Source organism: Blastococcus sp. KM273128, assembly GCF_021698975.1.
Taxonomy (GTDB): Bacteria; Actinomycetota; Actinomycetes; order Mycobacteriales; family Geodermatophilaceae; genus Blastococcus.
The window spans coordinates 1-12,973 of the sequence record NZ_SSXA01000036.1; the positions used below are offsets into that span (position 1 = coordinate 1).

Genomic DNA, 12,973 nt, shown 5'->3' on the forward strand with positions numbered 1-12,973 from the left:
ATCGAGCCCGAGGGCCCGATCGAGACCGAGGCCGCTCGACGCCTCGCCGAAGACCTCAAGGACCAGAAGTAGTCAGCCGGTTACCCAACACCCTCTGAGGCCGGCGCGGTCGTGGTCTGATCGCCCCGTGGCCGGCGCCGTCGAGGAGAGCAACCGGCGGCTGCTGCGCGCGCGGGACGCCATCGACGCGCACTACGCCGAGCCGCTCGACGTCGCGACGCTGGCCCGCATCGCCCTCGTGTCACCGGCCCACTTCATCCGCTCGTTCCGGGCGGCCTTCGGCGAGACGCCGCACCGGTACCTACAGCGCCGCCGGGTGGAGCGGGCGATGTTCCTGCTGCGCACCGGCGACCGCAGCGTCACCGACGTCTGCATGGAGGTCGGATTCTCCAGCCTCGGCACGTTCAGCCGGGTCTTCCGGGACGTCGTCGGGGAGCCACCGAGCGCCTACCGGCGACGGGGCCCGCTGCCGCCGGTGCCCACGTGCTTCGCCATGGCCTGGGCGCGGCCGGCGACCGATCGAGCAATTTCGGAGAAGCAGCCGCCCGCGCCGGCTCCCTAGCGTTCCCCGCATGCTGAAGACCATCTCCATCACCCAGATCTACGTCCCCGACCAGGACGCCGCCCTCGACTTCTACGTGGGCAAGCTCGGCTTCGAGGTGCAGACCGACATGGACTTCGGGCCGATGCGCTTCCTGACCGTCGCGCTGCCCACCGATCCCGGGCACGCGGTGCTGCTGGAGAAGCCCGGTGCGCCGGCGATGAGCGAGGAGACCGCCGCCCAGGTGCTCGAGCTGGTGAGCAAGGGGGCGGCCGGCGGGCACCTCTTCTTCACCTGCGACGACGCCTACCGGACGCACACCGAGCTGAAGGAGCGCGGCGTGGAGATCACCGAGGAGCCGGTCGACCAGCCCTACGGCATCGACTTCGGCCTCCGCGACCCGTTCGGCAATCACGTGCGCATCGCGCAGATGAAGGAGGCCTGACCGCGGGGCCGCCACGCGGTGGCGCCGCACCCCACCCCCTCCGCCGACCCCCGTGACCGGCCCTGTACAGTTGCTCCCGGCTCGGAGGAACCACGCCGGGCCAGGATCGGGGCTGTGGCGCAGCTGGTAGCGCACCACACTGGCAGTGTGGGGGTCAGGGGTTCGAGTCCCCTCAGCTCCACCCGCGTGACCAGGCCGTTCTCCCGCTGGGAGGGCGGCCTGAGTCGTTTCTGGTGCCAGCGTGGTGGCCACTGGTGCCACTAGGGTGCCGGCGGTCCCCACAGTGCGGTGCCCATCCGGTCGGCGGCGTCGCGGCCGAGAGCGGGCAGAACGTGGCTGTAGGTGTCCGTGGTGGTTCGCATCTGTGCGTGGCCGAGCACCTCCATGACGACCCGGGGATGCACGCCCTCCGACAGAAGCAGCGTCGCGGCGGTGTGCCGGCCGTCGTGCAGTCGGACCTCCCGCACGCCTGCTTGGCGCAGGACTGTTTTCCAGGCGCGCCAGTCCGACTTGCGCTCGATCGGCCGGCCGTTGGGCTGCGCGAAGACCAGGTCGTGGTCCTGCCACAGAGGGCCGGCAGTGATGCGCTCCTCGAGCTGGGCGACCCGGTGGGCGCGGAGCGCCTCGACGAGTGGGACAGGGAGCGCCACGGTTCGGCGGCTGCGGTCGGCTTTCGGCTCCTCGTAGACCAAGCCTCGGCCGCTGACCCGGTGCAGGCCCCCCCGGACGGTCAGCGTGCCGTTGTCCAGGTCGACATCGGCCCACCGCAGGGCGAGGGCTTCGGACTGACGCAGCCCGACCGCAAGCGCCACGGTCCAGCGGGCGGCATTGCGGTGAGACCTGGCGGCGGCCATGACCTTCCGGGCCTCCTGCGCACTCAGCGGCAGCGCTGTCTCCGGCCGCTTCGCCGCTGGCGGGTCCACCAGGGTGGCGACGTTACGGGCGACCTTGCCGCGCTGCGCGGCCACGCGGAGAGAGCGGGACAGCACCCGGTGAGCACGCAGGATCGAGGCGGGGCTCAGGCCCTTGTCGGCGAGGGTGCCGTAGAGCCGTTCGAGGTGTTCGGGTTGCAGCCGGTCGAGGCGGTGGTGCCCGATGCCCGGACGGAGGTGCAGGCGGACGATGCTGCGATAGCTCTCCAGCGTTCTGGCGCGGACCTTTCGGGCGGCGATGTTGTCCAGCCAGTGGTCCAGCCACTCGCCGACCGTGGGCGCGCGGCCGGCTGCGTCGACCATGCCAGCGTCCCGTTTGGCCTCGAGGGCGCGGACCTTGGCCACAACGTCGGCGCGCTTGGCGGCGGAGACGTGACGTCGGTCCCTTCGTCCGTTCTCCTTCTTGCCCATCGACACGAAGCCGTGCCATCGACCGTCCTCGTCCTGGTAGATGGAGGATTCGCCGCTGGCGCGCTTCCTGTTCTCCGACGTCGCCCGACGCTGCGGAGCGGTCTGGTCTCGTTCCCGAGCGTCCGTCATCGATGGCTCCCTGCGTCGCTGGTCGTGAACCGGCGTCGAGTCTCGCGGTGCGCGCTGACTCCAGGTACTGGGAATGCACAGGTCACGCTTGTTCCACCGGACCGGAGGTGAGCTCGAACAAGCCGCCTTGGCTCGTGCTAGTCCGCGGGTGTCGGCGCGGTCGTGCCGACGCGCTCGGTGGGGGAGTCTCGAGCCGGCGGACGTAGCGCTCGAGCTCGGCCCGGGAGATGCGGCAGCTGCGGCCGATGTGCACGGGGCGCAGGTCGCCAGCCTTCATGAGCGCGTAGATGGTGGTGCGGCCGACGCGGAGGGCCCTGGCGGCCTCCTCGGGCGTCAGGAGCAACGCGTCGGTGCACAGCAGGTTCCGAGGTCGCTGCGCGGCGCCCATTTCGTCCTCCACTTCGGCGTCCGGGATCACGCGCCGGCGTTCGGCGCGGCACGCCCTACTGGAAAAGGCGCCGATTCCGGTCGATTGGTGACAGTGCCCGGCGAAGTTCCTGTTTTTCTCCGGTCCCTGCTGTCCGAGCTCCTGATCACCTGGGGGTCGACGTCCGTCGAGCTGCTCGGTCTCCTGACCTGTTCCGGCGCGTCTCCGGTTCTCCTCCAGTACGTCCAGCGGTTCGGGCGGTGCCATGCGGTTGCAGCGCAGGTCCCGCTCGACGAGGTCCGCACCGTCCGGGGCTCGGCGTGCTGGGCGTCGATCGCAGGCGCGGGCACACTGGGCGCATGAGCCGGGATCGCCTGGCGTCGATCACCGCCGATCCGGGCGTGCTGAGCGGCCAGGCGGCGATCGCCGGCACCCGCGTGCCCGCCAGCGTGGTGCTCGACTGCCTTGCCGCCGGAATGAGCCCCAAGGAGATCGTTGCGCAGTACCCGACCCTGACCTCGGCAGGCGTGCAGGCGGCCGCCGCGTACGGGGCGCTGCTGGCCCCGCGAGGAGCTGCTCCCGCTGGGCCCCGAGTGAGGGTCAAGCTCGACGAGAACATCCCTCGTTCAGCTCGCCACGTGCTCATCGCCGCCGAACACGCTGTCGACACAGTCGTCGACGAGGACCTCGGCGGTGCGTCAGATCCGCAGCTCTTGGCCGCTGCAGCCGCTGACGAAGGATTGTTGATCGCCCTCGACCGCGAACTGGGCGACATCCGGGCGTACCCGCCGGGTAGCCATGCCCGCATCCTGGTGCTGCGCCCGTCCGACCAGTCGGCGCGGACCGTGGCCGCTGCGCTCGTCGAGGTGGTCGCCGGTCACGACCTGACCACGCTCGCCGGCACGGTCACCGTCGCGCAGCGTGGCCTGCTGCGTATCCGCCGTCTCCAATAGCGGCAGACCCGCGCTCGTACCGAGCGCCACGCAGACAGTACCGGTGTCCAGGGCCCGCGGTGTCGTCGACCGGTCCGGGACCTGGGACTTGTCCTGGGTCAGGGCGTGATGACAGTCCTCGGCGAAGTCACCACCGCGGCAGCGCAATGCAAGGCCTGCCATCGGCCTCCGCAGCACCGCACCCGCCGACCTCGCCCCTGCGTGGTCGACCCTCGCCTGCGGCACCTTCTGCTCCCTCGCAGCTGCCCGACCGGACAAGATCACGAGCCGACACACCTCATGCATCCAGGGCTACGCAATCCGTTGTGACAAGTGACCGACGACGGGGTGACAGAGGCGCGGTCAGCTGCCCAGTCGGCATGCCCCGCGGGCGTCACCGGATCGGTGCGCCTCTCGGCGGGGTGTGCCGCGCGGCCAGCGGGCACTGGCCGTCCAGCAAGGCCGGGGGTCACGTCGCCTGCGAGGGCCACTGGCGCGCCGGTTGGGGTGACGTCGGGCCGGTCGGGTCGTCACCGCCCCGTCACCCTCGTCACCCCCGTTGGCCTCCCGACTCCGCGACGGTGTCCTGACGTCACCGTCGACACCGGGGCCATACGAAGCAATCAAGGGAGTTCTGCCTTTGGGGACTCACGGGAGGCTAGGTGCGCCGCTCCAGCGCGCCCGGCGTCGGTAGGACCGCAGGACCGGCTCCAGTGCACGGCCGAGGGCGGGCAGGTCCCGGTCGTAGACGCGGCCGTCATCCAGTTGGCCGGCGAGCTCACTGAGCAATCTCGCCCAGTCCCGGCGGGTCGGCTCGAGGGGGACACGGATCTCGACCCGCCGCTCGACCACCTGGACCGCCGCTCTGCCGGACGTCGCTGCGCGGCTGTGTTCCCAGGCTCGGTGGCGGCAGGTGGCCGAGCACCACTTCGGGATCGGTCCGCGGCTGCGCGGGGTGATCGGTCCACCGCACCATCCGCAGGTCGTCGCGGCAGTGCGTCGTTCCGGCCCGTCCGCCGCGGCGGCGGCCCGGTTCGGACGAGGGCGCTCTTCCGGGGTGCGACGTTGACGCTCGCGGCGTTGTTGCTCGCGCGCCCGCCGTCGGGCTCGGTACTCCGGGGTGCCGCTGGTTCCCATGTCCTCAGTCTGCTGGCGATCCTCCTGTAACCCGTCACCACGAGTTCCCCAGCCCGACGTGCAAGACGTGTGTCGGCTCGCGATCTTGATGTCTCCAAGTGAACGAGGACTGCTGGCGGCGGCGGCGAGAAGGCGAGGCGTGCGGGCCCCGCGACGCAGGTCACCTGACGAATCTTCCGCCTTCAATTGTCACGACTACATAACGGCCCTTATCGTGGGCCGGTCCGATCGGTCGCAACGTCCCCGTCCGGGGAGTCCGAGCGGACGCCGCCGAGTCGCCCTCCGGGGCGAGCCGGAAACCCGCCGCAGTCGTGGGGTGAAGCATGTTCTCGGGCATCCGTCCGAGGCATGCCGGGCGCTCAATCCCGCCCGAACCCGTCAGCTAACCCGGTAGGCGGCCATCGGATGAACGGAGAGCCCGCCTGATGGCGCGCCCTTGCACTTCTGCAGCACCTTGTCGTTCCTGGCATCCCAGCCCTGGGATTCGAACGCGCATCTGACCTGGATCGCCGTCCGTAGCGGCCGCTGTCTGCGAGCCAAGCCCTGAGGCCGGCCAACGCCTCCTCGGTGTGCTGCTCGCGCTGCCCAGTTCCCCTACGTACACCGCTGCCCGCTGTCCCTCGCACCCCGCAGCCTGATTGCCCCGCCGGGGCTCCGCTGCGCAACCTTCTCGGAGCACTGCCACACATGGATCCCAGGACGACCGTCTCCGGCCGCCGCCGGGCCGCCACTCGTCGCCTCCCCTCACCTGCCCGCGTCCGTGGGCCCGGGCTCTACCTCAGTGTGGCGGTGGCGGGTGCCGTCACCGTGAACGTGCTCGCGGGCGTGGAACCGGCCGCGCAGGCCGACGCCGTGGCATCGGAGTCGATCAGCGTCGCTCAGGAACTGGGAATCACCGCCGAGTCCCGCGACCTCGAGCCCACCCAGGATCTGCAGTCGCTCGCCGACCTAGCGGCCAGCCGCAGCAGTCGCAAGGCCGAGGAGACCGCCGCACAGCAGGCGCAGGCCGCCGCAGATCAAGCTGAGTTGGACAGGCAGAAGGCCGAAGCCGAGGCCGCTGCCCGTGCCGCTGCCGAGGCCGCGGCTGCCGCCGAGGCCGCGGCTGCCGCCGAGGCCGCGGCTGCCGCCGAGGCCACGGCTACCGCCGAGCCGACTACTGCGGCGCCTACCGCTGGTACGGCGGCGGCCACGGTCGCCCGCATCAGCAACACCGCCGGGGCGGTGAAGGCACAGGCGCAGGCGGCGGCCAACGCGGTGGTCAGTAACGTGCCCGGCGCCGGCGGCATCACCATCGGCGGCACCCGCCCCAGCGCGGCGGACCCGGGTGGCCACCCGTCCGGGCTGGCGCTGGACTACATGGTGAACTCCGACGTCGCCCTCGGGGAGGCGATCGTCAAGTACCACATCGCAAACTGGGAGGCGCTCGGCGTGGAGTACGTCATCTACCGCCAGCGGATGTTGAGCTCGCCCGGCGGCTCGTGGAGGCAGATGGAGGACCGCGGCAGCGCGACCCAAAACCACATGGACCACCCTCACGTCAACTACCGCTGACCCGGCTCGCAGGCGTTGATCCTTCTATGCCCTATCGTCGGGGGCATCGAGCGACGGGCGTGGTGGGATGGCGGCGGCGGCCTCAGCCTCGATTCACCGTCGATCTTGGTCAGGTCCGCCGATCCATCATCTGATCTTGATTGCCTGATCGGGGCGTGAAACAGCCGCCGGCCTGTCCGGCTCTTCCACTGTCGTTCTCCGGTCGGGCCCGGTGGGCGGTGGTCGGTCAGGCGGTGGCCGGTGGGCCGCAGGTGGCGTCGAAGAGCTGGGCCCAGGCGGTCTGCCAGGGCCAGTCGCGGGGCAGGTGTAGCTGCAGCCGCCGCGCGGAGCGGGCCAGCCGCATCGGGACGGCGATCAGCTGGGCGCGGATGGTGCCGGTGGTCGCCTTCGCGTGGAACGCCCCGGCCAGCGCGCCGGCGGCGCGGGTGAGGTTGAACGCCATCGTGGCGAGCACCAGCCAGGCGGAGTTCGCCGCGAAGGATCCCGACGGGAGGTGGGCCAGCGGTCCGGCCTTGAGGTCGGCGTTGACCTGCTCGATGACCGCGTGCTGCCGGTGAGTCTTCTCGGCTTGGAGCATCGGCTGCGGGTTGTCGGTGAACACGGCGTGGTAGCGGTAGGCGCTGAACAGCTCGCCCTGGCCGGCCGGCACCGTGCCGGGGTTGAGGCGCTTGACCCGGCGGACGATCAGCCGCGCGTTCACGAGATCGGGCTTGCGGCGGGAGGTGAACGCGGTGAAGGAGGTCTCGGCGACCTCGGCGTCGGAGATCCAGCACTGGCCTTCGTCGTCCCAGACCGCGTTGGGTAGCGGATCGGGGTCCAGGCGTCGTCTGCGATGGTGGCGATGGCCTTGGTGACCGCGGCGTCCATCCGGGCGGTGATCGAGAACCGGACCCCGCCGCGGCGGACGGCGGCGATGACGTCGTGGCAGTAGAACGCCGAGTCCGCGCGCGCGAGCACCAGCCCGTCGCGATCCGGGCCGCCGGCACGGCAGGCCCGGGCGGTGCCCAGCGCCTCGGTGACCGGCGTGGAGACGGTGGCGATCAGCGCGTTGAGGCCCTTGACCCTGGTGTAGCCGTAGCCGGCGCCCTGCTTGGCGTAGCCGTGCGTCTCCCGCATCGTGTCGTCCAGGTCCAAGAAGGCGACGGAGTCGGCACCGGGCAGCAGCGGAGCACGCCCGGCCAGCGCCACCAGCAGGGACGCGGCCACCGAGTCGACCTGGCGGACGTGGCCGAAGGTGAACGCGCGCAGAAACGTGCCCAACGTAGACGGGCCCGGATGCCGGCAAACAGCCGGTCCATGCCGCCGTGGCGCAGCAGGTCCATGTCGGCGATCGAGTCCGCGCCGGCGACCATCCCGGCCACCAGAGCCGGCACCTTCAGATGCGCGTTCTTCCCGCCGGTGGCCTTGAGAGTGAGCTTCTCGCCGACCAGGTCACCCAGCCGGCACGACTGCGCGAGCGCCAGCACCGGGGCCAGCCCGCCGGTCGACACGAGATTCGAATCATCAAACGTCGCCGACAACGCCGACGAACCGTGAGACAGTCGCATCCAGCGGATGCCCTTCTGCGCGGACGATATGGGCCTTAGACAAGCCACATCGTTCCTGGTCAGAGGGGCATTCGTGCGTTATGACCCGCTATCGGCGACCACCTTCGACGGTGGATCGAGGCTCATGCCGGGCGTCTTGCTGTGCCGCGGTGGGCTCGGTGGTCTGCTGAGGACGGCTTAGCCGGCCGGCGCGGACGCCGTTGGCGATGACGAGGACCTCGGCCAGTTCGTGGGTGACGATGACCGTGCCCAGGCCCAGGACGCCGAAGGCGGCCAGCGGGATGAGGACGACGAGGATGGCACCGGACAGCAGCAGGCTCTGCAGCATGATCCGCCGCGCCCGGCGGGCGTGGGCCAAGGTCCGGGGGAGTTGGCGCAGGTCCTCGCCCATGAGCGCGACGTCGGCGGTCTCGATCGCCACGTCGGTGCCCATCGCGCCCATCGCGATGCCGACGTCGGCGGTGGCCAGCGCGGGGGCATCGTTGATGCCGTCACCCACCATCGCAACCCGGCCGCGGCGGCCCAGCTGCTCGACGAGGGCGGCCTTGTCCTCCGGTCGCAGCTCGGCGTGCACGTCCTCGATGCCGGCGGCGGCGGCCAGATGGGCGGCGGTGCGCGGGTTGTCCCCAGTGAGCATGCTGGTGCCGATGCCCACGCGGTGCAGCGCGGCGACCGCCTCGGCGGCCTCCGGGCGCAGCTCGTCGCGGATGGCCAGCGCACCCAGCAGCTGACCGCCGGCCTCGACCAGCACCACGGTGGCCCCGGCCTCCTGATGGGCGGTCACCACCGCCGCGAGGGGGCCGGGGTCGATGAAGCCCGGCTTGCCCAACCGCGCCGGCTGCCCGCCGACCAGGCCGGCCACGCCCTGACCGGCGAGGGCCTGCATGTCGGCGGCGGGGTCGACCGGCGGCTGGTCGGCCGGCCAGGCGGCCAGCACGGCGCCGGCCAGCGGGTGCTCGCTGCGCGCCTCCAGCGCGGCGGCCACGGCGAGCACCTGTGCCGGGTCACCCCCGGGGACCGCTTCGATGGCGACCACGGCGGGCCGGTTGCGGGTCAGCGTGCCGGTCTTGTCCAGCGCCAGGGCGCGCACCCCGCCGAGGGACTCCAGCGCCGCCCCGCCCTTGATCAGCACGCCGGCGCGGGTACCGGCGCCGACCGCAGCCACCACGGTGACCGGCACCGCGATCGCGAACGCACACGGCGAGGCGGCCACCAGCACGACCAGCGCCCGTTCGATCCACACCTCGGGGTCGCCCAGGATGCTGCCGAGGACGGCGATCTGGCCCGCGACGACGAAGACCGCAGGTACCAGGGGACGGGCGATGCGGGCGGCCAGCCGCTGCGCGGCGCCCTTGCGCTCTTGGGCCTCCTCGACGATGTGCACGACCCGGGCCAGGGAGTTCTCCGCCACCCGGGCGGTGACCACGACCTCCAGGGCGCCGCCGCCGTTGACCGAGGCGGCGAACACCTCCTCTCCCGGGCCGACCTCCACCGGCACCGACTCACCGGTCACCGCGGAGGTGTCCAGCGAGGACAGCCCGCTCTGCACCCGACCGTCGGTGGCCAGCCGCTCACCGGGCTTGACCACCAGCACGTCGCCGGGAACCAGTGCCGCGGGGTCGATCTCCACCTCTGCCCCGCCGCGCAGCACCGTGGCGCGGGCGGGCACCAGGTCCAGCAGCGCCCGCAGCCCGCGGCGGGTGCGGGCCACGGCGTAGTCCTCCAGCGCCTCTGCCAGGGAGAACAGGAACGCCAGCATCGCGGCCTCGCCGACCGCACCCAGCGCGATCGCACCCAGCATCGCGACGGACATCAGCGTGCCGACACCGAGCCTGCCGCGCCAAAGCGCCCGCAGGGTCCCCGGCACGAATGTCGCGCCGCCGGCCAGGACCGCTCCGGCGGCCAGGACCGTGGAGACGGTCGAGGCGGCGCCGCCCACGCTCAGCCAGTCGAGCAGCTGCGAGGCGAGCCACAGCACCCCGGCCAAGCCGGCCAGCTGCGCGGAGCGGGACCGCCACAGGGCGGTCGGCTCCTCATCCCCGTCCCCCGCCGGAGCAGGGGCCGAGCAGGTGGGATCGCCACATCCGTCCCCGACGGCTGACACCGTCTGGGGAGCGGCGGCCGTCGGGGCGCAGCAGGCGCAGCCGTCCCCGCAGCCGTCCGAGGCGGCGGTCGCCCCGTCGGCGGGGGCGGGGCTCAGCGTCAGCTCCAGTCGGAGCGGGGTGACGATCCGGCCCGTCCTCTCCCCCGGTCGGGCGGCCGGGCGCCGGTCGTCGTCCCTCCCGCAGCACAGCTCGGACATCTTAGGCCTCCTGCAGGTCGACGGTGCCGCCGTGGCGGTCGCCGTCACGGACGATGGCGCCCGACAAGGTCGTGGTCGCCCCGCCGTCGAAGTCTTCGGCGGCGAGCAGCCGGTGGCCGGTGTCGGTGAGGCGGTACATGACCAGCTTGCCGTCCCGGCGGGAGGCGGCGAGCCCGGCCGAGCGAAGAACGCGCAGGTGGTGGGAGACCAGGTTCTGGCTGCACCCGCAGATCCAGGCCAGATCGCAGCCGCAGAGTTCCCCACCCGACAGTAGGGCGGCGGCGATCCGGAGCCGCACCGGATCCCCCAGCGCCTTGAAGCGCACGGCGCGCAGCTGCGCCGCGTCCACGTCTGGCAGGCCCGCGCGCACCTCCTCGGCGTGCTGCAGGTCCACACACAGCAGATCGCACTGCTCAGGCCTCACGCTCACGCGTCCGCTCCCCTCGGTCGGCGCCCCGACGGCGCCCGCGTACAACGCAGCGTACAACGCAGCAATCAACGTTGGAATGATCCGCCAGGTGAAGGTCTCCAAGCCGTAAAGGGCGATGGAGTCCACGAAGAACATCCTCGTCAGCAGGGGGGTCTCCGTGCGCTCGTGCGCCTCCACCAGCAGTTCCTCCACGAGGCGTTTGGTGCGCCCCCATGCGCATCCGGGGCTGCCGTCGGTGCGGACGGCTGTTACCGTGCGCATATGAGCAATCGTTCAGGTGTTTCGGCCGCGCGCGGCGATGTCCACCACGAACACGACGGCGGGCGGGTGGCCGCCGTCCGGGCTGGGCTCCCGGACGCGGAACTGATCGAGGACCTAGGTGCGACCTTCGGGCTGCTTTCCGACGCCAGCCGGCTGCGGCTCCTGGCAGCCCTGCTCGACGGGGAGATGTGTGTCTGCGATCTGGCGGCGGCCTGCGGTCAGAGCGAGTCCGGGGTGTCGCACGCGCTGCGCCTGCTGCGCGCGCACCGGGTCGTGGCGGTGCGCCGCAGTGGACGACGAGCCTTCTACCGGCTGGCCGATGCTCACGTCCGGATGCTGCTGGACCTGGCCCTCACTCACCACGCGCACGCCACCCCGCTGGGCACCGTCCCCACCGATGGAGACGCGCGATGAGCCACGCCGACGACGCCGCAGACCACGCCCACGACGACAGGCACGATCACGGCAGCGGCGGGGGGCATGCCCACGGGCCGCGGATCGGCAGCGCGGGAGCCGAGCACCAGAAGCCCCTGGCGATCGCCTTCGGCCTGACGGCGACCTACGCCCTGGTCGAGCTCGTCGGCGGCATCGTGAGCGGATCGCTGGCGCTGATCAGCGACGCGGCGCACATGGGTACCGACGTCCTCGGCCTCGGACTGGCGCTGGCCGCGATCCAGCTGGCCAAGCGGCCGGCCGCCGGCGGACGAACTTACGGCACCTACCGGCTGGAGGTGCTCGCCGCCGTCATCAACGGCCTCCTGCTCTTCGGTGTCGCCTTCTACGTCCTCTATGAGGCGGTGCAGCGCTTCCGCGAGCCCCCCGAGGTCCTCGGGGTGCCGATGCTCGTCGTCGCCAGTGTCGGTCTGCTCGTCAACATCATCTCGTTCCGGCTGCTGATGGCCGGGTCCAAGGAGAGCCTCAACCTCAAGGGCGCCTACCTCGAGGTGCTCTCCGACATGCTTGGCTCCATCGGCGTCATCATCGGCGCTGTCGTGATCACCGTGACCGGGTTCCGCTACATCGACGCGATCGTCGCCGTTGTGATCGGACTGTTCATCCTGCCGCGAACCTGGCAGCTGATGTGCCAGGCTTTGCGGATCCTCATGGAGGTGGCACCACCCGGGGTGGACGTCGACGCCGCCACCCGGGAACTGGCCGCCGTACCCGGGGTCAAGGAGGTGCACGACCTGCACATCTGGACGGTGACCAGCGGCATGGAGGCCGCCACCGTGCACGTCGTGGTCGACGACCTCGACGTCGACTGGCACGGGGTTCTGGACCAGACACGGGACATCCTCGTGACCAGATATGGCGTGACCCATCCGACCATCCAGCTGGAGCCGGACGAGCACATCGAGGAACCGGTGGGCTTCTGATCCACGCCGAGAGCACCGCCGAGCGGGCTCCGGCGGTGGACGCCCGGGCGTCCACCGGAAAATCACGGGTCCGAGCGACTGCTGGTAGACGATGCCCGACCGACTTCCAGGTCCAGGCCGCGCTGCTCCGGCCGGCCTCCTGGGTGGTGATCGAGGACCATGACGAGCGGCAGGTCGACGACCGGTGCTAGGTCTCCGAGACGTCCAGGGCCGTCTGACCCCGGCCGAGCCGACCGCTTTCCGCCCCGACGGGCCGAGCCGAACGAGGTGATCGGCCGCCCCACCCTGCTGACGGCGTAGTCGGCAACAGCGCAGAGGACGCGGACGATCTACACTCCCCGCATCTGCGAGGCCGCGCCAGCTCGGAACACGCCCCGGTCGTTATGCCCGAAAGTTCCCCCCAAGCGACCTTCTCACCACCCGCCGGGTGGAGCAGCTCCGATGACGCTGACCGGTCGGGGACCGACCTCGGGACGGTCGAGCCGGAGGGGCCGTTCCGTGGTAGGGACGGCCGCCGCCGTCCGGGGGCGTGCGAGTCAGCCGGTGGGCGGAAAGGCCGTGAGCAGAACAGCACGGAAGCAGCGGCGGGGACCACGGTGATGGCCGGTCCCG

The 12,973-nt window shown here is 71.6% G+C and carries 10 protein-coding genes, 1 tRNA gene, 1 pseudogene and 1 riboswitch; of the genes and pseudogenes, 7 read left to right on the plus strand and 5 right to left on the minus strand.

The window, feature by feature from the left end:
- Positions 1-127: 127 nt before the first annotated feature.
- The 3 genes from E9529_RS11995 (at position 128) to E9529_RS12005 (ending at position 1,167) form a co-directional block, all read left to right on the plus strand.
- Positions 128-562, plus strand: coding sequence for a helix-turn-helix domain-containing protein (locus E9529_RS11995; RefSeq protein WP_236831380.1), 435 nt, complete (start codon positions 128-130; stop codon positions 560-562).
- Between the two features lie 10 nt (positions 563-572).
- Entirely contained in the window at positions 573-986 is a 414-nt protein-coding gene (locus tag E9529_RS12000; RefSeq protein WP_236831381.1) for a VOC family protein, read from the plus strand.
- Positions 987-1,094: 108 nt separating this feature from the next.
- Positions 1,095-1,167: transfer RNA gene (locus E9529_RS12005), tRNA-Ala, on the plus strand.
- 79 nt (positions 1,168-1,246) lie between these two features.
- Here the strand turns inward: E9529_RS12005 and E9529_RS12010 are convergent.
- Together E9529_RS12010 and E9529_RS12015 are read right to left on the minus strand one after the other, a co-directional pair.
- The gene (locus E9529_RS12010; RefSeq protein ID WP_236831382.1) at positions 1,247-2,458 is read right to left on the minus strand and encodes a tyrosine-type recombinase/integrase; all 1,212 of its coding nucleotides are present in this window, start codon (positions 2,456-2,458) and stop codon (positions 1,247-1,249) included.
- Positions 2,459-2,540: 82 nt separating this feature from the next.
- Entirely contained in the window at positions 2,541-3,092 is a 552-nt protein-coding gene (locus E9529_RS12015) for a helix-turn-helix domain-containing protein (RefSeq protein WP_236831383.1), read from the minus strand.
- Between the two features lie 92 nt (positions 3,093-3,184).
- On the opposite strand from E9529_RS12015, the gene E9529_RS12020 reads away from it, so the two are divergent.
- Together E9529_RS12020 and E9529_RS12025 are read left to right on the plus strand one after the other, a co-directional pair.
- Positions 3,185-3,778, plus strand: a complete 594-nt coding sequence (locus E9529_RS12020; RefSeq protein WP_236831384.1) for a DUF5615 family PIN-like protein — start codon at positions 3,185-3,187, stop codon at positions 3,776-3,778.
- 1,374 nt (positions 3,779-5,152) lie between these two features.
- A riboswitch (cyclic di-AMP (ydaO/yuaA leader) is annotated at positions 5,153-5,306 on the plus strand.
- 395 nt (positions 5,307-5,701) lie between these two features.
- On the plus strand, positions 5,702-6,445 hold the full coding sequence (locus E9529_RS12025) for a hypothetical protein (protein ID WP_236831385.1): 744 nt from the start codon (positions 5,702-5,704) through the stop codon (positions 6,443-6,445).
- Between the two features lie 226 nt (positions 6,446-6,671).
- Here E9529_RS12025 and E9529_RS12030 read toward each other — a convergent pair.
- The 3 genes and pseudogenes from E9529_RS12030 to E9529_RS12040 form a co-directional block, all read right to left on the minus strand.
- Positions 6,672-7,992 (minus strand): annotated as a pseudogene (locus E9529_RS12030) (transposase).
- 88 nt (positions 7,993-8,080) lie between these two features.
- Positions 8,081-9,970 (minus strand): cation-translocating P-type ATPase, encoded by a 1,890-nt coding sequence (locus E9529_RS12035; protein ID WP_308195278.1) that lies wholly within the window; start codon positions 9,968-9,970, stop codon positions 8,081-8,083.
- A gap of 325 nt (positions 9,971-10,295) precedes the next feature.
- Complete coding sequence (locus E9529_RS12040; RefSeq protein ID WP_236831386.1) at positions 10,296-10,916, minus strand: metalloregulator ArsR/SmtB family transcription factor; 621 nt, start codon at positions 10,914-10,916, stop codon at positions 10,296-10,298.
- A gap of 69 nt (positions 10,917-10,985) precedes the next feature.
- Here E9529_RS12040 and E9529_RS12045 point away from each other — a divergent pair, with 69 nt between their 5' ends.
- Positions 10,986-11,399 carry a metalloregulator ArsR/SmtB family transcription factor gene (locus E9529_RS12045; protein ID WP_255708916.1) on the plus strand — a complete coding sequence of 138 codons (414 nt, stop codon included), beginning with the start codon at positions 10,986-10,988 and terminating at the stop codon, positions 11,397-11,399.
- A complete protein-coding gene (locus tag E9529_RS12050; RefSeq protein WP_236831387.1) occupies positions 11,396-12,361 on the plus strand; it encodes a cation diffusion facilitator family transporter in 966 nt (321 codons plus the stop codon). Before E9529_RS12045 ends, E9529_RS12050 begins: the two co-directional genes overlap by 4 nt.
- The last annotated feature ends 612 nt before the right edge of the window (positions 12,362-12,973 follow it).